The organism is Ferrimonas balearica, from assembly GCF_019802085.1.
In the GTDB taxonomy this organism is placed as follows: Bacteria; Pseudomonadota; Gammaproteobacteria; order Enterobacterales; family Shewanellaceae; genus Ferrimonas; species Ferrimonas balearica_B.
The window spans coordinates 393,405-416,520 of record NZ_JAHVHV010000002.1; the positions used below are offsets into that span (position 1 = coordinate 393,405).

Sequence of the window (23,116 nt, forward strand, 5' to 3'; positions counted from 1 at the left end):
TTGGGCCAGTTGGACTAGCGGTTTGGCCGGGGGTGAGCGTTCACTCCTCTGCGGTGCCCTTGTCCGCCGCGCTGCCGCCGCTGGGGGCCCGTCGTTTGCCCAGGTTCTTGCGGTCGCGGTGGCGCTGCTTCGGCGCGTCCTCGGCCTTGGCGCTCTTACCCTTGGTTTTCTTAGGCTTTTTCTTGGCACCCGTGGCGCTCTTGGCCTTTTTCTTCGGCTTGCTGAAGCGGGGCGCCTTGGTCTGGGGGCGCAGGGAGTCGATCACCCGGGCCTTGACCGGCTCGTCGGTGTAACGCTGGATCCGCTCCAGCATCGGCTGGTCGTGGGCCTCCACCAGGTTGATGGCCATCCCCTTGGCGCCGGCCCGGGCGGTGCGGCCGATGCGGTGCAGGTAGACGTCGCTGCTGCGGGGCAGGTCGTAGTTGAACACGTGGGTCACCCCGGCCACGTCCAGGCCCCGGGCGGCCACGTCGGTGGCCACCAGCACCTGGACCGAACCGCTCTTGAAGCGCTCCAGGGCGTCGTCGCGCTTGCCCTGCACCATGGCCCCCTGCAGCACCGCGGTGCGCACCTTGGCGGCGAACAGTTTGCCGTGCAGCTCGATGGCGGCCTCCCGGGTCTTGGTGAAGATCACCGCCCGGGTGCACTCAGGCTCGGCCAGCAGGTGGGTCAGCAGGGCGAACTTGTGGGCCTTGTCGTCGGCCCGGTAGTAGTACTGGGTGATCTTCTTGCGCTCGCTGCGCGGCGGCTTGGCATCGCAGTGGGCGGGATCCTCCAGCAGCTCGCGGACAAAGCCCTCCAGCCCTTCGCCCTCCAAAGTGGCGGAGAACAGCATCGTCTGCTTGCGCCAGCGGGTTTCGGCGGCGATGCGATCCACCACCGGCATAAAGCCCATGTCCAGCATCCGGTCCGCTTCGTCGATCACCATCATCTCCACCTGGCGGGGATCGAACTTCTCCTTCTCCAGGTACATGATCAGGCGACCCGGGGTGGCCACCAGCAGGTCCATGTTCTGCTTCAGCAGATCCGCGTCCACCTGGTAGTCCTTGCCGCCGACGATGGCGCCGATGGTCAGGTCAACGCCACTGAGCAGCTTCTCACCGTAGGCCTTTACCTGCAGCGCCAGCTCCCGGGTGGGCACCAGGATCAGCACCCGGGCGTGGCCGGGTTCCCGGCGGGGGAAATCCAGCAGGTGCTGCACCGCGGGCACCAGGTAGGCGGCGGTCTTGCCGGTGCCGGTGGGGGCGCTGGCGAGGATGTCCCGCTGCTCCAGTGCCGGCTCCAGCACCGCTGTTTGAATGGTGGTGGGCTTGGTGTAGCCACTTTTGGTCAGCGCCCGTTCCAGGCGCGGATCGAGATCGAAATCGGCAAAGCTCATGGAAATCAGGATCCCATCTTGAGGTAAAAATCTTGGGTCAGGCGGCGAAACTCGGGGCTGTAGCCGCCGTCGGCCTGGTGAATGCACAGCGATTGCCCCTCGGCCTCCTCCCCCGACCGGCCCAGGGCCAGCAGCAAGCGGCTGGCGGGCTTTTCGGGTCGGGTCCGCACCCACACCCGCTGGCGCGGTACCAGGCCAAAGGCGTCGGCCCGCCGGGCCAGGGCTTCGCCGGCCTCCAGGGGTAGGATCAGGCTGGCACAGCCTGCCGGGGCAAGCAAGCGGACCAGGCTGGCCAGCAGGCTGTCGTGGTCCAGGGTGTCCACGTGGCGGGCCTGGGCCCGGGCGGGGCCCCGCTCGCTGCGCAGGCCGGAGGTAAAGTAGGGCGGATTGCAGACGATGGCGTCGAAGGGCGCCGCCTGCCACTGTCTTACGTCGGCCTGCTGCACGCTCAGGCGCGCCGACCAGGGGCTGGCGGCAAAGTTGGCCCTGGCCTGGGCGGTGGCCGCGTCGTCCAGCTCCACCGCCGTAATGGTGGCGTCACAGCGCTGGGCGCACATCAGTGCCAGCAGGCCGGAGCCGGTGCCCAGATCCAGCACCCGTCCCCGTTGGGGCAGGGTAGCCCAGGCCCCCAGCAGCACGCCATCTGTGCTGACGGGCATGCCGCAGGCGCGGTCATCCACATGGAACTGCTTGAAGGTGAAGGGCATCGGGGGCTCCGGGTTTTGAGGCGGCAGACTCTAGCAAATTTTGCCGATTTTGGCTGTAGCACCTTTAGAGTGGGAATGTTGCGCAGGTGTATTCAATGGTTAAGATTGGCGCCGGGTCATTGCGGTGGCCTCTGGGGGCTGGTATTAGTTGCCCCCGCAGTCAGCAATCTTCTCGCCGACTTTTACGATGGGTGAACGCGATTTTCACCCGATGGCGAGGGGAGAGGCGGCACGTTGATGGAAAACTCGGCATGGAACGAGCCGGAATTGGGTCCCGAAGGTGTAAATCTGGGTGTACAGATTGATTCGCGCAACGGGCGTATTAGCAGATAGATAACAAGAACATGCCGCAGTAGAGGTTTATTTTGAGCAAGCCATTAACCACCACCGATACCCTCAGCTTGGGTTTCATGTTGTTCGCCTTCTTCTTGGGCGCGGGCAACATCATCTTCCCCCCCATGGCCGGCATGAGCGCCGGTGAGAACCTGACCCCGGCGATGCTGGGTTTCCTGGTCACCGCCGTGGGCCTGCCCCTGCTGGGCCTGATCGCCGTGGCCAAGGCCGGTGGCGGGATCCCGGTGATCACCAAGATGCTGCCCGCCTGGGTGGGCACCGCCGTGGCCGTGGCCATCTTCATCATCATCGGTCCGGCCTTTGCGGCCCCCCGTACCGGCCTGGTGGCCTATGAGATTGGCTTGCTGCCGTTTTTGAGCGAAGGCACCGCCACCACCCAGCTGTTCTTTACCCTGGGCTTCTTCGTGCTGGCCACCGCGCTGGCCCTGCGTCCCGGCAAGCTGCTGGACACCGTGGGCAAGATGCTGACCCCTGCCCTGATCCTGCTGCTCTCCGTGCTGGCCATCTCCGTGATGGTGGCGCCCCAGGATCCCATCGGTGCCGCTACCGAAACCTGGCAGGAGAACGCCTTCACCACCGGCTTCCTGGAAGGCTACATGACCATGGACGCCCTGGGCGCCCTGATGTTCGGCACCTTGATGGTGGACATCCTGCGTCGTAAAGGCGTGACCGACGCCAGCGCCCAGGCCGGCTACCTGATGAAGGCCGGCGTGATCGCCGCCGTGGGTCTGGCCCTGGTGTACATCTCCCTGTTCTACGTGGGCGCCACCAGCTCCGTGCTGGCCGCCGGCTCCGAGAACGGCGGTGCGGTCCTCAGCGCCTACGTCCAGCAGGTGTTCGGTGCCCCCGGCCTGTTCATCCTCTCCGCCGTGGTGACCCTGGCCTGTTTGACCACCGCCGTGGGCCTCATCTCCGCCTGTTCCGAGTTCTTCAACTCCCTGGTGCCGAAGCTGAGCTACCGCAACTGGGTACTGGTGGTCGCCACCGCCTGTGCCGTGGTCGCCAACGTGGGCCTGTCCCAGCTGATCGCCATCTCCATCCCGGTGCTGTTCATCGTCTACCCGGTGGCCATGGCGCTGATCATGTACGTGTTCGCCCGCAAGCAGATCAGCCAGCGCAAGACCGTACTGGGTGCCATGATCACTGTCGCCTTCGTCATCGGCGTGCTGAGCGGCCTGAACGTGGCCGGCTTCGCCCCCGGCCTGGTGGGTGCCTTCAGCTTCCTGCCGCTGTACGACCAGCACATGGCCTGGCTGCCCCTCACCCTGCTGGTGATGGTCTCCGGCATGGCCTACAAGCGCAGCGAGCGCGAGCAGACCCCGGTGGCCGTTCAAGGCTAACCGATCCCCTGCGAACCAGCCCCGCCCATCGGCGGGGCTTTTTATTGCCCGCTCGGCGAAGAGGGCGGGGGGCCAAGGTGGGGGCCTGGAGGGCAGGCCAATGCCGCCGGATGGGTCGGACGGCCCATAAACAACGCCACCGGGTCGGTGGCCGTTCAAGGCTAACCGACCCCCTGCGAACCAGCCCCGCCCATTGGCGGGGCGTGTTATTGCCCGCTCGGCGATGAGAGCGGGGGGGGCCAAGGTGGGTGCCTGGAGGGCAGGCCAATGTCCCCGGTCGGATGGGCCATAAAAAACGCCACCGGGTCGGTGGCGTTTTGGGCTCAGGGCTTGATGGCCGAGTCGGGTCGGCGCAGGGGGTGGGGCACGCCACCGGGGCGCCACCACCACTTCATCAACCGCTTCACGTCATCCAGGATGAGGTAGAGGGTGGGGATCAGCACCAGGGTCACCAGGGTGGAGAACAGGATCCCGAAGGCCAGGGAGACCGCCATGGGGATGACGATCTTGGCCTGCAGGCTGGTCTCCAGGGTGATGGGCGCCAGCCCCAGGAAGGTGGTCAGGGAGGTGAGCACGATGGCGCGGAAGCGCTCGGTGCCCGCCTGAACCACGGCGTCCTTGAGGCGCACCCCTTCGGCCCGGGCCCGGTTGATGAAGTCCACCAGAATCAGCGAGTCGTTCACCACCACCCCGGCCAGGGCGATGATGCCAAACAGGCTCAGCATGGAGAGATCCAGCCCCAGCACCAGGTGGCCGATCACCGCGCCAATCATGCCGAAGGGGATCACCGACATGATGATCAGCGGCTGGGTGTAGGAGCGCAGCGGCACCGCCATCAGGGCGTAGATGGTGAAGAAGGCGAAGAAGGCCCCCTGGATCATCTTGGCGGTATTCTCGGCGTCCTCCTCCGCCGAGCCGTCCAGGGCGGTGGTGATCCCCTGGTAGCGCTCGGTCAGCTCAGGTAGATACTCGCTGTTGATCTCGCTGATGATCTTGCCCGGCTCCACCCGGCCCTTGTGGGCGTCGGCGCGCACCGTGATGGAGCGAACCCCGTTGGTGCGGCTGATGGAGGCGTAGCTCTGGGCCAGCTCTACGGTGGCGACGCTGGAGAAGGGCACCTCGGTGCCGGCAGGGGTGCGGATCCGCATGTTCTCCAGGTGGCCGATGGTGCGGCGCTGGTCGGCGGGGTAACGCACCATCACCTTGACCTCCTCCTTGTTGCGGAGGATCCGCTGGGCCTCGTAGCCGTAGAAGCCCCAGCGCACCTGGCGGGCCAGATCGGAAAGGGTGATCCCCAGCGCCTCGGCCTCGGGTTTGACCGCCAGGCGCACCTCCTGACTGCCGGAGGTGAAGTTGTCCTGGATGTCGTACAGGCCATCGTAGGTGGCCAGCTTGGCCTTGAGCTCATCGGCGGCAGCGACCAATTGCTCCAGATCGGTGCCGTTCAAGCGGAAGGCGACGTCGCCGCCCCCGCCGTTGGTGGAGGCGTTGATCTCCAGCACCTTGACCCCCACCAGCTCCGGCATGCTGTCGCGCCAGCGGGCGGCGATCTCGACGCCGTCGATGGTGCGCGCCTCGCCCTTGATAAGCTCGATGGTCATGGAGGCGTTGGTGCGGGAGCCGAGCCAGACAAAGCTGTGGCGCACCACGTCCTTGCCCTCCTCGGCGGCGATGGCGTCGTTGGTGGCGAACAGCGCCGTCTCCATCTGCTGCACCACCTTGAGGGTCTGCTGCTCTGAGACGCCCTGCTCCATCTCCAGCTGAACGTTGATGAAGTCCGAGGGGATGTCCGGGAAGCTGACGGTGCGCACCAGGCCCGAGGCGATAAGGCCGCCACAGAGGACCATCATGCCGATAAAGCTGGCCAGCACGCTGTAGCGCCACTCCATCAGCCAGCGCAGGGTGGGCTTGTACTTCTCATGGATAAAGCGCTGGATCCCGCCGTTGAGCCAGGCTTTGAGGTTCAGCCAGGGGCCCCAGCCGTAACCGGGCTTGGCCGGGGTCATGTGGGCCAGGTGGGCCGGTAGGATCAGCTTGGACTCCACCAGGGAGAACAGCAGACAGAGGATCACCACCCCGGCGATGGAGCCCATGATGGCGCCCATAAAGCCGGTCACCATCAGCATGGGGATAAAGGCGGCCACCGTGGTCAGCACCCCGAAGGTGGCGGGCATGGCCACCTTGCGGGCGCCCTTGATCACCGCCTCGGTGCTGTGGCCGTCCTTCTCCACCTGGGCGTAGGCCGACTCGCCGATGACGATGGCGTCGTCCACCACGATCCCCAGCACCAGGATGAAGCCGAACAGGGTGATCATGTTGATGGACAGCCCCATGGGCTCCACCGGCATCATCATCAGGGCCGCCAGGAAGCAGATGGGCAGGCCCAACATCACCCAGAAAGCGACTTTCAGTTGCAGGAACAGGGCCAGCACCAGGAACACCAGCGCCGCCCCCTGAACCATGTTTTTCAGCATCAGGTTGAGGCGGCCGGAGAGGAACTGGGTCAAGTCGCCCCAGTACTCGACTGATACCGTGGCTGGCAGCTCCGCCTGCTTCCGCTCGACGTAGTCAATCACCGTCTCGGCGATGGCCAGGGCGTTCTGGTTGTCGACGCTGTTGACCTCGATCCCCACCGAACGTTTGCCGTCGAAGCGGGCGTAGCCCAGGCGCTCCTCGAAGCCGTCCACCACGGTGGCGACGTCGGAGAGGTAGAGTCGGGAGCCGTCCGCCTGGCTGCGCAGCACGATGCGTTCGAACTCCTCACCGGTGTAGGCCTGGCCGTCGGTGCGCAGCAGGATGTCGCCGTCCGCGGCGCGGATGGAACCGCCGGGCAGGTTGATGGAGGAGCGCTGCACCGCCATGGCGACGTCGTCGAAGGTCAGGCGGTACTCCCGAAGCTTGCTCTCGGACACCTCGATGGCGATCTCGTAATCCCGGTGGCCAAACAGGCTGGCCCGGGTGACGCCGGGCAGGGCGGTGATCTCATCCCGGATGGTTTTGCCCAGCTCCTTAAGCTCGGTCAGACTCAGCTCCTCGCCGGAGATGGAGATCCACATCACCTCGGGGGTGGGCTTGAGCTGGTAGATGTTGGGCTGTTCGATGCTGTCGGGGAAGGTGGAGATGGCGTCCACCCGCAGTTTGACCTCGTCCAGCACCTCCTTGGGATCGTAATCGTCCTTCACCTCGATGGTCACCGAGGCGACGCTTTCGGAGGCCACGGAGCGGATCCGCTTGATGCCGTCGATGTCCTTAATCTGCTCCTCGATCTTGATGATGATCCCCTCTTCGATCTCCTGGGGGGCGGCGCCGGGGTAGGCCACCTGCACCATCACCCGGTTGAGCTCGAAGGTGGGGAACACCTCTTTGTTGATCAGGAAGGCGGAGAGGGTGCCGCCGATCAGCAGCACCCACATCAGCAGGTTGGCGGCGACGTTGTTGCGGGCGAACCAGGCGATGATCCCCCGTCGGGTATCGTACTGTTCCATCAGTTGGCTCCGCTTACGGCCAGCTGGGCGGCGCCGGGGGCATCACCGGGGACCTCCTCACCTAGCACCTTGACCTTGCGGCCGGAATCCACGCTGTCCATGGCGCTCAAGCTGATCCGCTCACCGTCCTCCAGGCCGCCCTGGATGTAGACGCTCTCCAGATCCGCCCGCACCACGTTGACCGGACGCAGCTCCACGGTGTTGTCGGCCTTGATGACGGTGACCCGCTGGTTGCGCACCGCGTGGCGGGGCAGGTTGACCAGGCCGTCGATCTGCCGCCCGGCGATGCGGGCGTTGACGAAGCTGCCGAACTTCAGCGGGTGGGGACGGTCCTGCTCCAGACCGTAGGGGTCGGCGATCTCCGCCACCAGGTAAACCATGCGGTTGTCGTCGTTCACCACCCCTTCGGAGCGCACCAGGGTGGCCTGCCAGCTCAGCTCGCGCTCCGCCAGGGTCTGGGTCAGCATCACCTCGGCACCGTCCAGGCTGGCCAGGAACTCCATGTCCTCCGGCGGCACCGGCAGGCGGATCTCCGCCACCTCGGTGCCCTGCACCTCACCCAGCTTCAAGCTGACGTTGATGTATTGGCCCAGGTCCACGTCCCGGGCCACGATGAGGCCGTCGAAGGGGGCGCGGATCTCGGTGCGCTCCAGGTTGCGCTGGGCTCGGGCCAGGGCGGCCTGGGCGCTGCGCACATTGGCTTGCTCCTTGGCCAGCTGGGGCTTACGCAGGCCCAGCTCCGGCGGGATCCCTTCGATCACCCCCTGCCACTCCCGCTCCGCCACCTTGCCGCGGGCGACCTCCTCCTGCAGCTGGGCTTCGGCCTGGGCCAGGTTGGCCTGGGCCTGCATCAGATCGGCCTGGTAGTCCGCCGGCTCGATGCGGGCCAGCAGCTCGCCCTGGCGCACCCACTCACCGCGCACGAACTTGGGGGAGAGCTCCACCAGGCGGCCGCTGATCTCCGCCACCAGCTGGGTGCGACGCTTGGCCTGCACCACGCCGTAGGAGCGCAGGTGGACCCGGTGGGCACTCTTGGCCACCTCCACCACCTCGACGATGGGCAGCACCTCCGCCTGCTCCTTCTTCTCCGGCGGCTGCTTGAGACTGGCCAGCCCCACGGCGGCACCGACAAAGAGCAGCAGAATCCAGAGGGGCATCGTGCGTCTGAGCAACAATGGCATAGCAAAAATCCTTCTTTGACTTGGGCTCCGACCCCACGGCCTGATACTGGCCATCGAGGGGGACCGATGGCAGCCTACGTTATCAGGCTGTGGCCGGATGTTAATGGGGCAATTGTAAAGGGTTATAACGCAAATTTACATTGACCGAACCAAAGCGCCTGACTAGGGTGGCGGCATAGGGGTAATACGCTGATATTGATGGAAAACGACCAAATCATCGAGCGCTTTTGCGACGATCTCTGGGCGATGCGGGGTCTCTCCGACAACACCCTAGCGGCCTATCGTTCTGATCTCTCTCGTTTTGCCGAGTTTCTGGCCCCCCGGGGGGAGCGCCTGGCCGAGGCCGGTGGTGAGGCGGTGCGCGCCTATCTGGCCGCCCGACGCCAGGCCGGCTGCGCCAAGAGCAGCACCGCCCGCTGCTTGACCGCGCTGCGCCGCTTCTACGCCGATCTGGTGCGCCGGGGGGAGCGGGAGGACGATCCTATGGCGCTGATCGCCCAGCCCAAGCTGGATCGCAAGCTGCCGGACACCCTGTCCGAGGCGGAGGTGGAGGCGCTGCTTTCGGCACCGGATCCCGAGGACCCCATCCAGCTTCGCGACAAGGCGATGCTGGAGCTGCTGTACGCCACCGGGCTTCGGGTCAGCGAGCTGACCGGCCTGCAGATGGAGCAGGTCAGCCTGCGCCAGGGGGTGGTGCGGGTGGTGGGTAAGGGCGGCAAGGAGCGCCTGGTGCCCATGGGGGAGCAGGCCCAGGATCAGCTGGAGCACTACCTGCGCCAGGGCCGACCGGCGCTGCTGGGGCTGAACCGCTCCGACGTGCTCTTTCCCTCCAGTCGGGGCGTGCAGATGGCCCGTCAGACCTTCTGGCACCGGGTGAAATTCTACGCGCAGGTGAGTGGGCTCACAAAACCACTCTCTCCCCACACCTTGAGGCACGCCTTTGCCACCCACCTGTTGAACCATGGGGCGGATCTGCGGGTCGTACAATTGCTTTTAGGACACAGTGATTTGTCGACGACCCAGATCTACACTCATGTGGCACAGGCGCGATTGACCGAGTTGCATCGACAACACCACCCGCGGTGATGGCATTGGTGCCCCATCTGCGGTAACTTTTTCCGCCTTGGTCGGGTCTCACTCCATAACGACGTAAAACAGGATATCCATGATGAAACACCCAATCACTTCGATGCTGGCTGCCGCCCTGTTGCTGGTCAGCGGCTCCAGTTTGGCCGCGACCCCCGAGCAGGCCATCGCCGACGCCCTCAAGCAGAAGCTGGGCCTGCCCGCCGAAGCCATCGCCGAATCGCCGGTGACCGGGCTGTACGAGGTGATCACCCCCCAGGGGATCTTTTACGTCACCGCCGACGGCAAAAAGCTGGTGCACGGCGCCATCTACGACCTCGACGACGGCATGACCAACCTGACCGAGCAGCGCATGAGCGGCGTCCGCCAGGAGCTGCTGGCCAAGGTGAGCGACACCGTGATCGAGTTTAAGGCCAAGGACGAGAAGTACGTGGTCAACGTCTTTACCGACATCACCTGCGGCTACTGCCGCAAGCTGCACGACGACATGGAGGCCTACAACGCCATGGGGATCACCATCCGTTACCTGGCCTTCCCCCGCGGCGGTGAGCGCAGCAAGTCCTGGACCGACATGCAGGACGTCTGGTGCGCCAAGGACCCCCGCGCGGCCATGACCGCCGCCAAGGGTGGTGGCAAGGTGGACCACGTCACCTGCGCCGACGGCAAGAAGGTGGCGGAGCACTACGCCCTGGGCATGACCTTCGGCGTCAACGGCACCCCCGCCATGGTGCTGGACAACGGTGCCATGGTGCCCGGTTACCTGCCGCCGGAGCGCTTGCTCAAGACCCTGCAAACCCAGTAATCTTGAATCAGACCCCGATATCACGGCGCGGTGGACCCGCGCCGTTTTTTATTGCCAAGACCGGACGCCATGCCCCGTATCACCCGACGCCCCCAGGTCGATGACCGCCATCTTCCCGACAGCCTGCCCCCCATGCTGCGCCAGATCTACGCCCGCCGTGGCGTCGGTGCGGCCAGTGAACTGGAGACCGAGCTCAGTGCCCTGCTCAACCCCGCTTCACTGAGCGGCGCGGCGGAAGCGGCGGGGCTGCTGGCGGACGCCCTGGCCCAGTCGAAGCGGGTGCTGATCGTCGGCGATTTCGACGCCGACGGCGCCACCTCCAGCGCCCTGTGCATGCTGGCGCTGCGAGCCATGGGCGGCCAGCACCTGGATTTTTTGGTGCCCAACCGGTTCGATTACGGCTACGGCCTGAGCCCGGAGCTGGTGGCCCTGGCCCAGCGGGACGGCGCCGAGGTGCTGATCACCGTGGACAACGGGATCTCCGCCCACGCCGGGGTGGACGCCGCCAAGGCCGCCGGCATGACGGTGATCGTCACCGATCACCACCTGCCCGGGGAGACCCTGCCGGCGGCGGACGTGATCATCAACCCCAACCGGGACGCCTGCCCCTTCCCCTCCAAGTCGATGGCCGGGGTGGGGGTGGCCTTCTACCTGATGCTGGCCCTGCGCGGAGAGCTGCGCCGCCGGGGCTGGTTCGAGGCCCGGGGGCTGGCGATACCCAATATGGCGGAGCTGCTGGACATCGTGGCTCTGGGGACGGTGGCGGACGTGGTGCCGCTGGATCCCAACAACCGGCTGCTGGTGCACCAGGGGCTCAAGCGGATCCGCGCCGGTCGCTGCCGCCCCGGGATCCAGGCCCTGCTGGAGGTCTCTGGCCGGGAGGCGAACCGCCTGGTGGCCGCGGATCTGGGCTTTACCGTGGGACCCCGGCTCAATGCCGCCGGTCGCCTGGACGACATGGCGCTGGGGATCCAGTGCCTGCTCACCGACAACATGGTGGAGGCGCGTCAGATCGCCAGCGAGCTGGATGCGCTGAATCGCGAGCGGCGGGAGATCGAGCAGGGGATGCAGGAGGAAGCGGTCAAGGCGCTGGAGGCGCTGGACCTGGGGCAGCAGGCCCTGCCCTGGGGGGTGGCGCTCTACCAGAGCGACTGGCACCAGGGGGTGATCGGGATCCTCGCCTCCCGCATCAAGGAGCGCTACCACCGACCGGTGATCGCCTTTGCCGATGCCGGCGGCGGTGAGATCAAGGGATCCGCCCGCTCCATTCCCGGGCTGCACATGCGGGATCTGTTGGAGCGCATCGACACCCAGCACCCGGGGCTGATCCTCAAGTTCGGCGGCCACGCCATGGCGGCGGGCCTCAGCCTCAAGGAGGCGGACTACGACCGCTTCGCCGAGCTCTACGACGCCGAGGTGCGCCAACAGCTGGACGAGGCGGCGCTTACCGGCGAGCTGCTCTCGGACGGCGAGCTGGGGGCGCTGGACCTGACCCTGGAGACCGCCCAGATGCTGCGCCAGGCCGGCCCCTGGGGCCAGGGCTTCCCCGAGCCGCTGTTCGACGGACGGTTCCGCATCCTGGACCAGCGCCTGGTGGGGCAGAAGCATTTAAAGCTGGCCCTGGAGACCGAATGCGGCGGCCGTCAGCTGGACGCCATCGCCTTCAACGTCGATCTGGCCACCTGGCCCAACGCCGCCATCCAGTGGGTTACCCTGGTGTACAAGCTGGACGTCAACCACTGGCGGGGGCGGGACACGGTGCAGTTGATGGTGGAGCACCTGGAGCCCCAGTAAGGTTCATAACGCCACGTTATTAAAACCATCATCAAGAATCATTTCCTGTCTCTGATGGTGCCTCCTACACTCTGAGCCACACCCAAAAACCCCCGTGGGAGGACCTATGGATCTGGCGTTACAAGGCAAACGCGTATTGGTAACCGGCTCAACCGGCGGCATCGGCAAGGCGATCGCCCGGCAGTACCTGGAAGAGGGTGCCGTGGTGATCATCAACGGCCGCGACCAGGGCCGCTGTGAAGCGGTGGCGGCCGAGCTGGCCCAGGCCACCGGTGCCGAGGGCCGTGCGCTGGCCATGGCGGCGGATCTGTCCGACGCGGCTCAAAGCGATGCCCTGCTGGCCAAACTGGAGGCCGACGGCGGCGTCGACATCCTTATCAACAACACCGGGATCTTCGAGGTTAAGGCCTTCGAGGCGATCGACGACGCCGAGTGGATGCACTACTTCAACGTCAACGTGATGAGCGCTGTGCGCCTCTCCCGGGCACTGATGCCGTCCATGCTGGAGCGGGACTTCGGCCGCATCGTCAACGTCTCCTCCGAATGCGCCATCAAGCCCCTGGGGCAGATGGTGCACTACTCGGTCACCAAGACCGCCCTGCTGTCCCTGTCCCGGGCGCTGTCGGAGCTGACCAAGGGCAAGAACGTCACCGTCAACTCGGTGCTGCCGGGTCCCACCTGGACCGAAGGGGTGGAGAACTACTTCGACACCCTGGCGGCCAAAGAGGGCAAGCCGGTGGAGGAACTGACCCAGAACTACTTTGCCGATCATGAGCCCACCTCGCTGCTGCAGCGCTTTGTCGACGTGGACGAAGTGGCCAAGGCCACCGTCTACCTGACCGCCAACCGGGCGATGAACGGCCAGTCGCTGCGCGTGGAGGGGGGCATCATCCGCGCCCTCTGACCCCACGTCATGGCAATGTCATGATTGATATCAAAAATGCAGACGGTGTCTGCATTTTTTTTTGCCCCGTGGCTGGTTAAATTATCACCAGGACGATGACCAGGGAGGTGGACCATGAGACGGGTGGTGTTCAATCAGAAGGGGGGCGTGGGCAAGTCCAGCATCAGCGTCAACCTGGCGGCCATCAGCGCCGCAGCGGGGCTTAAAACCCTGCTGGTGGACCTGGATGTGCAGGGCAACAGCAGCCACTACCTGGGCTGGCCCGGCAGCGGACCGACGGTGGCGGACCTGCTCAAGCGAACCGTGGGCTGGTTCGGCTCCCTGCCGCCGGCCGGCGAGTACCTGTACGAAACGCCCTGGCCGGATCTCGATCTGCTGCCCGCCAGCGAGGCCTTGGCGCCCCTGGAGCGGGAGCTGGAGATGCGCTACAAGATCTTCAAGCTGCGGGATGCCCTGGACCAGCTGGGGGAGGCCTACGACCGGGTCTACATCGACACCCCGCCGAATTTCAACTTCTACTCCAAAGCGGCTTTGATTGCCGCCGATTCGGTGCTCATCCCCTTTGATTGTGACGGCTTCTCCGCCCAAGCCATCACCCGGCTGATGGACAACCTGCTGGAGCTGAAGGGGGATCACAACCCGGAGTTGGCGCTGGAGGGGGTGGTGGTGAACCAGTTCAATCCCCAGGCCCGGCTGCCCCGGGCCCTGGTGGCGGATCTGGCGGATCAGGAACTGCCGGTGATGAGCAGTTACCTGGGCAGCTCGGTGAAGATGCGCGAGTCCCACCAGGCGCAGACGCCGCTGTGCCACTTCGCGCCGCGACACAAGCTGACGGCCCAGTTCCAGGCGCTGTGGGCGGAGCTGGAGCCGGAGGCGGCGTTAGCGGGGGGCGAGCCGCTCCAGCACCGCTAGGGTCATCGCTTCCCAACCCTCGGCGGAGAAGGCGATGGGGCGCACCCGCCGCACCTCGGCCATTGCCTTTTTCGGCGCCAGCCCCTGGCGCACCATCAGCAGGTAGGCCATCAGCATGCCGGTGCGGTCCTTGCCGGAACGGCAGTGGATCAGCACCCGTTCGCCCTGGGTCAGGGCCGGGTTGAGCCGGGCCAGAGCCTGGGGCAGGCGCAGCAGGCAGGCGTCCTTGTCCCGCTCCGCGGGGGGGATGGCGTCGGGCAGGGCGACGTGGTGGTGGCGGATCCCCGCCTCGGCCAGGGCCGCGGCGTCCACCTGGTCGGCGTCGTTGAGTGAGAGCACCGTGGTGATCCCCGCCTCGGCCAGCTCGCCCGGTTGCCAGGGGTCTTTATTGGGGCCACTGCGACCGGCGATGCGGCCGGGCTCCAGCCAAAAAAGATGTTCCATTTGAATCGCTTTGGTTGGAAATTGGCGGGCAGACTACCAAAGCCCGCCGGCTATTGCGACCCGCCGGATCCCGCTTCTCCCCCTTCGCGTTCGGCGAAGGCCTGGAACCGGGCCATGCTCTGGCGGGTCTGGCGTTTGAACATCCAGGGGGCAAACCAGGTCATCAGCCGCATCCAGCCCCGGCAGCGAAACTCATTCTCCATTCGCCACAGGGTGTGGGCCTGCTGATCGATAAAGTGGTTGTCACAGCGGTTCCACACCCCCTCGGCCTCGAACACGGCGCGGAAGCGTTCCGGCAGCTGACGCAGCTCGATGGTCTCCACCATCTCCAGCTCCCCCTTGCCCATGCGGTAGAGGAAGCGGGTGCGGGAGCCGGGCTGGCCGGGGATCCCCTCCAGGGGCTCCATGCTCAGCAGTTCCGGCTGCCACTGGCGCAGATTGTCCGGGTTGTCGAACAGGGCCACCACCTTTGCCCTGGGCTGCGCGATGCGCACCTCGGTGGTGTATCTCATAGCCTGCCTCGGTTGTGGGCCTTTCCTTACCCTAGTTCCAACTCCACCAGCTTGGCAAAGTAGGCCACCCCGGTGGGGATCAGGGCGTCGTTGAAGTCGTATCTGGGGTGGTGGAGGAAATACTGGTCCTGCTCGCTGCCCCGGTCGTTGCCCATCAGCACGTAGCAGCTGGGCACCTGCTCGGCGATAAAGCTGAAATCCTCGCTGCCGGGCACCGGATCGGCGTCCGCTTTGACGGCGCTGTCGCCCACCACGGCCCGGGCGGCGGCCTGGGCGATCTCCGTGGCGTCGGCGGCGTTGATCACCGCCGGGTAACCGATGTGATCCCCCTGGTTCAGCGTGGTCTCGGCGCTGGCGCCGAAGGCCTGGGCGGTGTGGGCTGCCAGGGTGGCCATCTGCGCGCCGATGCGGGCCCGGTCCTCGGGGTCAAAGGCGCGGAAGGTGCCCTCCAGCACCGCGTGATCCGGGATCACGTTGGTGGCTTCGCCGGCCTGCACCTTGGTGCAGCTGACCACCGCCGGGCGGATGGGGTTCTGGCTGCGGCTGACCAGGCTTTGCAGGGCCACCAGGATGTGGGCCGCCACCAGCACCGGGTCCACCGCCAGGTGGGGCATGGCGCCGTGGCCTCCCTTGCCCTGGACCCGGATCCGGAAGCGATCGGAACTGGCCATCATGGGGCCGGGGCGCAGGTGGATGTGGCCCTGGGGGATCCCGGGAAAGTTGTGCAGGGCGTAGACCCGCTTCATGGGGAAGCGGGTCAGCAGCCCGTCCGCCACCATGGCTGCGGCGCCGCCGTGGCCCTCCTCCGCCGGTTGGAAGATGAGCACCACCTCTCCGCGGAACTGGCGGTGCTGGCACAGGGCCTCGGCGGTGGCCAGCAGTATGGTGGTGTGGCCGTCGTGGCCGCAGCCGTGCATCTTGCCCGGCTGGCAGGAGGCGTGGGCGAAGGTGTTCTCCTCGGTCATCGGCAGGCAGTCCATGTCCGCCCGCAGGCCGATGCGCTCCCCCTCGCCCAGGGCACCGCGGACGATCCCCACCACCCCGGTGTGACCCAAGCCGGTGTGGACCTCGTCCACGCCGCAGCGCTTGAGGTGTTCCACCACCACCGCGCTGGTGCGGTGTTCCTCGAAGCCCAGCTCCGGATGGCGGTGCAGGTCCCGTCGCAGGGCGGCGTAATCGGTCATGGGGTCTCCTTCTTGGGTTGAGTGGACAGCACGCCGGTGGCCACGGCGATGCCGCTGAGGATCAGGGCCATGCTGGTCAGTTGGCTCAGGCCGATGGGCTCGGCCAGCAGCCACACTCCCAACAGGCCGCTGAACAGGGGCAGCAGGTAATACACCAGCCCGGCACGGGCGGCGCCCAGCTGTTGCACCGCCTGGTTCCAGCAGAAAAACGCCACCAGGGAGGCGCCCAGGCCCACGTAGAGCAGGGCACCAATCACCGTGGGGCTCCAGGCCACCGGAGCCTGCCCCAGGCTGTCCAGCCAATAGGGGGGCAGCAGCATCAGCCAGCCGGGCACAAAGGTGGCCAGCAGGAACACCGTCGGGCTCAGTTCCGCCGGCTTGTGGCGCAGCAGCAGGGTGTAACCGGCCCACAGCAGGGCCGCCAGCAGCATCCAGAGATCCCCCTGGGCCAGGGCCAGGCCGGTCAGGCGCCCCAGATCACCATCGGTGATCAGCAGCACCACACCGAGCACCGTGATGGCGGTGCCCAGAAGCTGGCCGAGGCGCAGGCGTTCGCCGTAAAACACCCTTAAGAACAATAGGATAAATATGGGCGAACTGATGGCAATGAGAGACAGGTTGAGCGCTTCGGTGGTGTGACCGGCCAGGTAGATAAGGGTGTTGAACAGGGTCACCCCCATCAGGGCGCTGGCCAGCAGGAATCGCCAGTGGCGCCTGAGGGCATGACGGGCGCGCCAAGTGGGCCCCAGGGCGAAGGGCAGCAGCACCACGACCGCGACGGTCCAGCGCCAGAACGCCAGGGCCAGGGGCGAGAGGGTCTCGGCCAGGCCGCGGGCGACGATGAAGTTGCCGGACCAGATCAGGGTGGCCAGCAGCGCCAGCAGCCAGCCCTTGAGTGGGGTGGGGGACATGAGGTTCCTTGTGGCGCTCAAGCGCCTTCTTGTTATTGGCCCCACAGCATAAAAGGGGTCCACAAGCCTGGCAAGGTCTGCGCCGCTGAGCGCGGCCCCCCCGAGGGTTATTGCGCGGTTGGGGTGGTGACCTTCAGCACCTGGCCCCGGCCCCGGGGATCGGCGGCGCCCTGCCAGCCGCTACCCTGGCGCTTGAGCACCTGGACGTCGCCCAGATCCCAGTCCTGCACCACCAGCTTGTAGCCCATCGCCATCAGGGCGGAGCGCACCTGGGGGGTGAGGTCGCCGAAGGGCTCCCGACGGATCTCATCCTTGGGCCACAACTGGTGATGGAAGCGGGGCAGGGCCACTGCCTCGGTGGGCGTCATGCCGTGGTCATAGAGGTTGTTCATGACCTGGAACACCGAGGTGAAGATGGTGGAGCCCCCGGGGGTGCCGATCACCAGTTCCACCTGATCCTCGGCCACCACCAGGGTGGGGCTCATGGAGGAGAGCATCCGCTTGCCCGGGGCGATGGCGTTGGCCTCACCGCCGATCACCCCGAAGGCGTTGGGCACCCCGGGTTTGGCGGAGAAATCGTCCATCTCGTTGTTGAGCAGGAAACCCGCCCCCTGGACCACCACCCCGGAACCGAAGTCCAGGTTCAAGGTGGTGGTGAGGGACACGGCGTTGCCCTGGCCATCCACCACGGAGAAATGGGTGGTCTGAGGGGACTCCAGGCCGGGTTTGACCGCTAGAGTGTTGGAGATGGCATCGGGGCTCACCTCCTTGGCCCGGCGGGCCAGGTAGTCCGGCGCCAGCAGCTTGGCCACCGGCACCGGGTGGAAATCCGGATCCCCCAGGTACTGGGCGCGATCGGCAAACACCCGTTTCTCAATCTCCGCCACCAGGTGCACGTACTGGGCGCTGTTGGGGGCCAGACCGGCAAAGTCCGCCGCCCGGGCCTCTTTCAGGGCCAGCAGCTGGGCCAGGGCGATCCCCCCGGAGCTGGGGGGCGGGGCGGTCACCAGGGTGCGCCCCCGCCAGCTGTGGCGAATGGGCGCCCGCCAGTGGACCTGGTAGCCCGCCAGGTCCGCCCGGCTGATGAGCCCGCCGCTGCGCAGCGCTTGGGCCACCAGCAACTCGGCGGTACGGCCCTGGTAAAAATCCTTGGGGCCCTGCTCGGCCAATCGGGTCAGGGTGTCGGCCAGGGCCGGTTGTTTAAAGGGGGTGTCGCTGGCCATCTGGCCGAAGTGGGCGGCGAAGTTGGTGCGCTTGCCGAAGTAGGCCAGTGCGTCTTGCTGGCGCGCCAGCAACTGGGGGTGAGGGAGAAACCCCTGGTCGGCCAGTGCGATGGCCGGGGCCAGCAGATCCGCCCAGGGCAGCCGGCCGAATCGCTGGTGGGCCTGCCACAGGCCCATCACGGTGCCGGGCACCCCCACCGCCTTGCCCCCCACCAGGCTCAGATCCGGGATCACCTGACCCTGTTCGTCCAGGAACAGGTCCCGGTGGGCGGCGGCCGGCGCCGTCTCCCTAAAGTCGAGGAAATGGGGCTGGCCATCGACAAAGAGGGTCATAAAGCCGCCCCCGCCGAGGTTGCCCGCTTCCGGGTAAGTGACGGCCAGGGTGAAGGCGGTGGCCACGGCGGCGTCCACGGCGTTGCCCCCTGCCGCCAGGATGGCGGCTCCGGTCTCGGCACCGTGGCGATCAGGTGCGGCGATGGCGCCCTGGCCGGCCCAGGCGGTCGGGGCCCAGAGCAGGAGAAGCAGCAGAAGACGGCGTCGAATGGTCATACAACCTCGTTCTATGGCGGACGGTTTCCCTAACTTAAGTCGCCTTCGGATGCAGGGGAAGGCGTGAGCCCCTGCAATGGCGAACCGAAGCGGTGTGATGGCCTGAATATCCGAGCCGGCTCAGAACCATTCACTCATCACCACGTGGGTGACGATCTTAGTGATGGCGGGCAGGGCTTCGATCTCTTCGCGGATCTGGTGCAGGCGCTGCATGGAGTCGGCCCGCACCAGCACCAGCAGGTCAATTTCACCGGTGATGCCGTGGCAGCTTTGCACCTCGGGGAACAGCTTGAGCCGGTCCGCCAGGGCTTTGCACTGCTTCTGGTTGTGGCGGATCTCGAAATAGGCGCTGACGTCGGTGCGGGCGCTGGGGCGCAGCAGCACCCGGTAGCCCCGGATCACGCCGTTCTGTTCCAGCCGCTTGATCCGCTCGGAAACCGAGGAGCGGGAGAGGTTCACCTGTTCGGCGATGGCGGAGATGCTCTGGCGTGCGTCGTGGCGCAGGGCGGTGATGATGGCCTGGTCAAACTTGTCGAGTGGATTCATCCTTGGGATCCGGTTGCGGGTGAAAGCCGACGATCTGCCGGTCATTGGCGACGACCTGCGGGCCGTCCTGGGCGTACACTAGCGCATCGGTGTTTGATGGCCAAGGAACCGCGATGACCACCTTAAATCCCTCCATTACCCGCTGGCAAGGCATCGGCCTGCTGGCTACCGCCCTGCTGGGCACCAGCGTTTTTATCCTGCCGCAGCTGACGGTGAGCATGGCCGGGGCCGGCGCCATGTGGGCCTGGGGATTGCTGATCCTGGCGATGCTGCCCATCACCCTGGTGTTCGCCCAGCTGGGCCGGCGCTACCCCAGCGCCGGAGGGCCCGCCTACTTCGTCGCCCAGGCGTTCGGCACGCGGGCCGGCGCGGCGGTAGGGCTGGTGTTCCTGTTCGCCGCCCCGGTGGGACTGCCGGCGGCGATGATGATGACCTTCGAGTTTGTCCACGCCCTGGTGCCCCTCTCCCCCGCCGCCACCCTGCTGGCTCAGCTCGGGGTGCTGATGGCCATGGTAGGTCTCAACCTGCGGGGGGTGCAGCTCTCCGGCCGGCTGCAGTTTGGCTTGACCCTGGTGATCCTGGCGGTGATGGTCGGCATCGCCGTTTTAGTGTTCGGCCGGGCCGATGTCTCCCTGGCGCCGCTGGGCGAGTCCTGGCAGCGCGGTGCTATGCTGGCCGCCGCCGGGGTGGCGATCTGGAGCTACCTGGGGGTGGAGGCGATGAGCCACCTTTCCGCCGAGTTCCGCTCGCCGGAACGGGATTTTGTGCCGGCGATGCTCTGGGCCACGGTGCTGGTGGGGGGGATCTACCTGTGCGGCACCGCGCTGGTTCTGGCCCTGCCCCAGGGGGAGGGGTTGGCCATGGTGGCGCTGTTTGACCTCAGCCTCGGCGGTGGCGGGGCCTGGGTGATTGGGCTTTTGGGGATCCTGGCGGGGATCGCCACCATGAACACCTACCTCAATGCCATGTCCCGATTGATCTGGAGCCTGAGTCAGCAGGGCTACCTGCCCAGCGTCCTGGCACCGCTGAACCGGCACCGGGTGCCCCAACGGGCCCTGCTGGGCCTGGCCGGTGTGCTGGCCAGCTCCCTGCTGGTGGCCTACCTCACCGGGCTGGACTTTGACGTCCTGCTGCCCTGGGTCAACGGCCTGTTCGTGGTGATCTACCTGCTGGCGATGGCGGCGGGTTACAAGCTGCTGGGGGGACGATACCGCTGGATGGCCCTGGCGGGGGCCAGCTTCAGTGCCCTGCTGGGTTATGCCCTGGGTTGGGCCCTGATTTACGGGGTGGGCGCCATGGTTCTGGTGCTGGGCTGGCTGAGCTGGTTGCGTCGCCACCCCCAGCCCAGCCCGATGGAGCGTGCTGGCCGCTAGGGGGCCTCGGGGGCCAGGGTGAAGTCCAGGCGCACCTGCAGGCGGATGTCGGTGTCCTGGCCCGGGCGGTAGCGCCACTGGCGCAGCGCGGCGATAGCGGCGCGTTCGAAGGCCCGCTTGGGCTGGGCTTCCACCACCTGGATGTCCCGCACCTCACCGGAAGCGGAGAGGCGGAAACTCAACACCACGTAACCCTCGGTGCCGGCGCGGGCCTGCTCCATGGGGTAGCGGGGCGGGATCCGCACCAAGGGGGTGGCACCGCTCGGTGCAAACCCGTCCGTGGGCGGGGAGAGGGTGGGCCGCTCGGGCGGATCCAGATGGGTGGGGGCGCCCCAGCCCGGGCCGGGGTCGTCGGTCCCTCGGGGAGGCGTCTGGGGCGGTGACAACACCTCGGGTTTGGGCGGCAGCGTCCTGGGCGGTGCGACGCGGGGCTCGGCGTCCTGGCGGTCAAACACCAGATCCGGCAGGGTGGGGGGCGCGGCGACCATGGGGGCTCGGCCCCCCAGCTGCACCAGCGAGGCCATCCAGGCGAACAGCCCGAAGGTGATCAGTGCGGCCAGGGGTAAGGCGTGAAATCGAATCATAGGACCTCCCTATCTTATTGACTCAATTAAACCTTTAGACCCATTTACAAATTGTTACAAGCGGCGGTTGGTGCTCAGTCGGCCAGGTCCGGCTCGAAGAACAGCCACACCACCTGGGGAAAGGCCCCCTTGAACGCCGCCTCGATGGCGTTGATCCGGGCCACCATGGCATCGGCGTCCGGGTGCGGCGCCATGCGCACCTTGACCGCCACCATCACGTCCTCCCCCAGCTGCAGGCTGAGCAGGTTGAACACCTCGACCACTCCCTCCTGCTCGGCGATGAATTCCGTCATCTGGGATCGGATCCGCGGCTCCACCCCCTGACCGATGATGAGCGACTTGACCTCGATGCCGATGAACACCGCGATCAGCACCAGCAGGCCGCCGATGGCCAGGCTGCCGTAGGCGTCGAAGGTGGGATCGCCGGTGATCATGGTCAGCAGCACGAACACCAGGGCCAATACCAGGCCCAGCAGGGCCGCCAGGTCCTCGCCGAAGATCACCAGCAGGGCGCTGGAGCGGGTTTCCCGGAACCAGCGCCAGTAGCTGCGCCCCGCCCGCTCCTTGTTGACCTCCACCAGACAGGCCCGAAAGGAGAGCCCTTCGGCCACGATGGCGAACAGCAGCACCGCCACGGCGATCCAGGGGCTGTTGAGGGGCTGGGGGTCGTGCAGCTTGTGCCACCCCTCATAGAGGGAGTAGAGCCCGCCCATGCTGAACAGCATGATGGCGACGATAAAGGACCAGAAGTAGATGGTCTTGCCGTAGCCCAGGGGGTGCTGCGGGCTGGGGGGACGCTTGGCGGTTTTGAGCCCCAGCAGCAACAGCAGCTGGTTGCCGGCGTCGGCAAAGGAGTGGATCGCCTCGGCCATCATGGCGCCGGAGTGGGTGACCAGGGCCGCCGCCAGCTTGGCGAGGGCGATGGAGAGGTTGGCGGCGAGGGCGTAGAGAATCGACTTGAGAGAGTTGGCTCCGGCGGCCATGGCAGACTCCAGGCGAAAGGGCGAGTTTTGAAGCTAACACCCCTTGGCCGAAGCGCAAGGCGCGCGAAGGGATCGCCTGGGGCGGCGAAAATCCGGATAATGGCCCAAACCCTTTTGAACCCAGATGCCATGCGCCTCGACAAATACCTCTGCAGCTGCACCGATCTCACCCGCTCCATGGCCAAGAAAGCCCTCCGTGACCAGCTGGTTACCTGTGATGGGGTGGTGGTAAAGGATCCCGGTTTCAAAGTCAGCGAAGACACCCTGGTGACCCTGGAAGGGCGGCCGCTGGGCCCGGTGGCCACCCGTTACCTGATGCTGCACAAGCCGGTGGATTTTCTCTGCTCCAACGTGGACGAGCTCTACCCCTCCATCCTGAACCTGGTGGACCTGCCCAAGCGGGAGACCTTAAGGATCGCCGGTCGCCTGGATGTGGACACCACGGGTTTGGTGCTGCTCAGCGAGGACGGCCAGTGGTGCCACCAGATCACCGCTCCCCGGCGCCAGTGCGCCAAGCGCTACCGGGTCTGGCTGGCGGATCCGGTACCCGAGTCGGCGGTGGCCCAGTTCGAGCAGGGGGTACAGCTGCACAGCGAGGACGGCTTGACCCTGCCGGCGGTGCTGGAGCGGGTGGCCGAACGGGAAGCCCTGCTGACCATCCAGGAGGGCAAGTACCACCAGGTGAAGCGGATGTTCGCCGCCATCGGCAACAAGGTCACCGCCCTGCATCGTGAGGCGATCGGCGGCATTGAGCTGGATCCCGCCCTGGCCCCCGGGGAGTGGCGGGTATTGACCGAGGCGGAGGTGCGCTCGGTGGGCGGTTAGGCCGCGAACGGAGCCCCCAGTGGCAAGAAAGTGGCAAAA

20 protein-coding genes are annotated in these 23,116 nt (G+C 66.4%); 8 read left to right on the forward strand and 12 right to left on the reverse strand.

The features are described from left to right. Positions 1-40 precede the first annotated feature (40 nt). A complete protein-coding gene (gene srmB / locus KUV81_RS10110; RefSeq protein WP_222543743.1) occupies positions 41-1,378 on the reverse strand; it encodes an ATP-dependent RNA helicase SrmB in 1,338 nt (445 codons plus the stop codon). Positions 1,379-1,383: 5 nt separating this feature from the next. Next, positions 1,384-2,085, reverse strand: coding sequence for a tRNA1(Val) (adenine(37)-N6)-methyltransferase (locus KUV81_RS10115; RefSeq protein ID WP_222543744.1), 702 nt, complete (start codon positions 2,083-2,085; stop codon positions 1,384-1,386). A gap of 362 nt (positions 2,086-2,447) precedes the next feature. Here KUV81_RS10115 and brnQ point away from each other — a divergent pair, with 362 nt between their 5' ends. Then, a complete protein-coding gene (gene brnQ, locus KUV81_RS10120) occupies positions 2,448-3,779 on the forward strand; it encodes a branched-chain amino acid transport system II carrier protein (RefSeq protein WP_409995571.1) in 1,332 nt (443 codons plus the stop codon). A gap of 323 nt (positions 3,780-4,102) precedes the next feature. On the opposite strand, the gene KUV81_RS10125 is transcribed toward brnQ, so the two are convergent. Together KUV81_RS10125 and KUV81_RS10130 are read right to left on the reverse strand one after the other, a co-directional pair. Beyond that, entirely contained in the window at positions 4,103-7,264 is a 3,162-nt protein-coding gene (locus KUV81_RS10125) for an efflux RND transporter permease subunit (RefSeq protein WP_222543746.1), read from the reverse strand. Beyond that, positions 7,264-8,421 carry an efflux RND transporter periplasmic adaptor subunit gene (locus tag KUV81_RS10130; protein WP_261389333.1) on the reverse strand — a complete coding sequence of 386 codons (1,158 nt, stop codon included), beginning with the start codon at positions 8,419-8,421 and terminating at the stop codon, positions 7,264-7,266. The genes KUV81_RS10125 and KUV81_RS10130 overlap by 1 nt, the downstream gene beginning before the upstream one ends. Before the next feature lie 222 nt (positions 8,422-8,643). Between KUV81_RS10130 and xerD the strand changes: the two genes are divergently transcribed. From xerD to KUV81_RS10155, 5 genes are all read left to right on the forward strand, one after another. Further along, positions 8,644-9,531 carry a site-specific tyrosine recombinase XerD gene (gene xerD, locus KUV81_RS10135; RefSeq protein WP_222543748.1) on the forward strand — a complete coding sequence of 296 codons (888 nt, stop codon included), beginning with the start codon at positions 8,644-8,646 and terminating at the stop codon, positions 9,529-9,531. 82 nt (positions 9,532-9,613) lie between these two features. After that, positions 9,614-10,333, forward strand: coding sequence for a bifunctional protein-disulfide isomerase/oxidoreductase DsbC (dsbC, locus tag KUV81_RS10140; protein ID WP_222543749.1), 720 nt, complete (start codon positions 9,614-9,616; stop codon positions 10,331-10,333). Between the two features lie 69 nt (positions 10,334-10,402). Beyond that, a complete protein-coding gene (recJ, locus tag KUV81_RS10145) occupies positions 10,403-12,127 on the forward strand; it encodes a single-stranded-DNA-specific exonuclease RecJ (RefSeq protein ID WP_222543750.1) in 1,725 nt (574 codons plus the stop codon). A gap of 106 nt (positions 12,128-12,233) precedes the next feature. Beyond that, positions 12,234-13,031 carry an SDR family NAD(P)-dependent oxidoreductase gene (locus KUV81_RS10150; protein ID WP_222543751.1) on the forward strand — a complete coding sequence of 266 codons (798 nt, stop codon included), beginning with the start codon at positions 12,234-12,236 and terminating at the stop codon, positions 13,029-13,031. Positions 13,032-13,145: 114 nt separating this feature from the next. Then, positions 13,146-13,943 (forward strand): ParA family protein, encoded by a 798-nt coding sequence (locus KUV81_RS10155; RefSeq protein WP_222543752.1) that lies wholly within the window; start codon positions 13,146-13,148, stop codon positions 13,941-13,943. On the opposite strand, the gene KUV81_RS10160 is transcribed toward KUV81_RS10155, so the two are convergent. The 6 genes from KUV81_RS10160 to KUV81_RS10185 form a co-directional block, all read right to left on the reverse strand. Continuing rightward, positions 13,911-14,387 (reverse strand): dual specificity protein phosphatase family protein, encoded by a 477-nt coding sequence (locus KUV81_RS10160; RefSeq protein WP_222543753.1) that lies wholly within the window; start codon positions 14,385-14,387, stop codon positions 13,911-13,913. The genes KUV81_RS10155 and KUV81_RS10160 overlap by 33 nt on opposite strands. A gap of 50 nt (positions 14,388-14,437) precedes the next feature. Beyond that, positions 14,438-14,899 carry an SRPBCC family protein gene (locus tag KUV81_RS10165; RefSeq protein ID WP_222543754.1) on the reverse strand — a complete coding sequence of 154 codons (462 nt, stop codon included), beginning with the start codon at positions 14,897-14,899 and terminating at the stop codon, positions 14,438-14,440. Positions 14,900-14,925: 26 nt separating this feature from the next. Beyond that, the gene (locus KUV81_RS10170) at positions 14,926-16,083 is read right to left on the reverse strand and encodes a M20 aminoacylase family protein (RefSeq protein ID WP_222543755.1); all 1,158 of its coding nucleotides are present in this window, start codon (positions 16,081-16,083) and stop codon (positions 14,926-14,928) included. Beyond that, entirely contained in the window at positions 16,080-16,994 is a 915-nt protein-coding gene (locus KUV81_RS10175; RefSeq protein ID WP_222543756.1) for a DMT family transporter, read from the reverse strand. The genes KUV81_RS10170 and KUV81_RS10175 overlap by 4 nt, the downstream gene beginning before the upstream one ends. A gap of 107 nt (positions 16,995-17,101) precedes the next feature. Further along, on the reverse strand, positions 17,102-18,766 hold the full coding sequence (ggt, locus tag KUV81_RS10180) for a gamma-glutamyltransferase (RefSeq protein WP_222543757.1): 1,665 nt from the start codon (positions 18,764-18,766) through the stop codon (positions 17,102-17,104). 120 nt (positions 18,767-18,886) lie between these two features. Then, positions 18,887-19,312: an Lrp/AsnC family transcriptional regulator gene (locus KUV81_RS10185; RefSeq protein WP_222543758.1), complete on the reverse strand. Its 426-nt coding sequence runs from the start codon at positions 19,310-19,312 to the stop codon at positions 18,887-18,889. A 113-nt stretch (positions 19,313-19,425) separates the two neighbouring features. Here KUV81_RS10185 and yjeH point away from each other — a divergent pair, with 113 nt between their 5' ends. Continuing rightward, entirely contained in the window at positions 19,426-20,685 is a 1,260-nt protein-coding gene (gene yjeH, locus KUV81_RS10190; RefSeq protein ID WP_222543759.1) for an L-methionine/branched-chain amino acid transporter, read from the forward strand. On the opposite strand, the gene KUV81_RS10195 is transcribed toward yjeH, so the two are convergent. Next, a complete protein-coding gene (locus KUV81_RS10195; protein WP_222543760.1) occupies positions 20,682-21,269 on the reverse strand; it encodes an energy transducer TonB in 588 nt (195 codons plus the stop codon). The two genes, yjeH and KUV81_RS10195, sit on opposite strands and share 4 nt — an antisense overlap. Before the next feature lie 74 nt (positions 21,270-21,343). Next, the gene (locus KUV81_RS10200) at positions 21,344-22,252 is read right to left on the reverse strand and encodes a cation diffusion facilitator family transporter (RefSeq protein WP_222543761.1); all 909 of its coding nucleotides are present in this window, start codon (positions 22,250-22,252) and stop codon (positions 21,344-21,346) included. A gap of 129 nt (positions 22,253-22,381) precedes the next feature. Between KUV81_RS10200 and KUV81_RS10205 the strand changes: the two genes are divergently transcribed. Then, positions 22,382-23,077: a pseudouridine synthase gene (locus tag KUV81_RS10205; RefSeq protein ID WP_222543762.1), complete on the forward strand. Its 696-nt coding sequence runs from the start codon at positions 22,382-22,384 to the stop codon at positions 23,075-23,077. The last annotated feature ends 39 nt before the right edge of the window (positions 23,078-23,116 follow it).

Bases quoted from the DNA above. Each gene is read 5' to 3' on its own strand.
- KUV81_RS10205 (WP_222543762.1), top strand. From the start codon at position 22,382: ATGCGCCTCGACAAATACCTCTGCAGCTGCACCGATCTCACCCGCTCC.
- recJ (WP_222543750.1), top strand. From the start codon at position 10,403: ATGCCCCGTATCACCCGACGCCCCCAGGTCGATGACCGCCATCTTCCC.
- xerD (WP_222543748.1), top strand. From the start codon at position 8,644: ATGGAAAACGACCAAATCATCGAGCGCTTTTGCGACGATCTCTGGGCG.
- KUV81_RS10130 (WP_261389333.1), bottom strand. From the start codon at position 8,421: ATGCCCCTCTGGATTCTGCTGCTCTTTGTCGGTGCCGCCGTGGGGCTG.
- KUV81_RS10185 (WP_222543758.1), bottom strand. From the start codon at position 19,312: ATGAATCCACTCGACAAGTTTGACCAGGCCATCATCACCGCCCTGCGC.
- KUV81_RS10200 (WP_222543761.1), bottom strand. From the start codon at position 22,252: ATGGCCGCCGGAGCCAACTCTCTCAAGTCGATTCTCTACGCCCTCGCC.
- KUV81_RS10125 (WP_222543746.1), bottom strand. From the start codon at position 7,264: ATGGAACAGTACGATACCCGACGGGGGATCATCGCCTGGTTCGCCCGC.
- ggt (WP_222543757.1), bottom strand. From the start codon at position 18,766: ATGACCATTCGACGCCGTCTTCTGCTGCTTCTCCTGCTCTGGGCCCCG.
- KUV81_RS10150 (WP_222543751.1), top strand. From the start codon at position 12,234: ATGGATCTGGCGTTACAAGGCAAACGCGTATTGGTAACCGGCTCAACC.
- dsbC (WP_222543749.1), top strand. From the start codon at position 9,614: ATGAAACACCCAATCACTTCGATGCTGGCTGCCGCCCTGTTGCTGGTC.
- KUV81_RS10160 (WP_222543753.1), bottom strand. From the start codon at position 14,387: ATGGAACATCTTTTTTGGCTGGAGCCCGGCCGCATCGCCGGTCGCAGT.
- KUV81_RS10170 (WP_222543755.1), bottom strand. From the start codon at position 16,083: ATGACCGATTACGCCGCCCTGCGACGGGACCTGCACCGCCATCCGGAG.
- KUV81_RS10195 (WP_222543760.1), bottom strand. From the start codon at position 21,269: ATGATTCGATTTCACGCCTTACCCCTGGCCGCACTGATCACCTTCGGG.
- KUV81_RS10155 (WP_222543752.1), top strand. From the start codon at position 13,146: ATGAGACGGGTGGTGTTCAATCAGAAGGGGGGCGTGGGCAAGTCCAGC.
- KUV81_RS10115 (WP_222543744.1), bottom strand. From the start codon at position 2,085: ATGCCCTTCACCTTCAAGCAGTTCCATGTGGATGACCGCGCCTGCGGC.
- KUV81_RS10175 (WP_222543756.1), bottom strand. From the start codon at position 16,994: ATGTCCCCCACCCCACTCAAGGGCTGGCTGCTGGCGCTGCTGGCCACC.
- KUV81_RS10165 (WP_222543754.1), bottom strand. From the start codon at position 14,899: ATGAGATACACCACCGAGGTGCGCATCGCGCAGCCCAGGGCAAAGGTG.
- srmB (WP_222543743.1), bottom strand. From the start codon at position 1,378: ATGAGCTTTGCCGATTTCGATCTCGATCCGCGCCTGGAACGGGCGCTG.
- yjeH (WP_222543759.1), top strand. From the start codon at position 19,426: ATGACCACCTTAAATCCCTCCATTACCCGCTGGCAAGGCATCGGCCTG.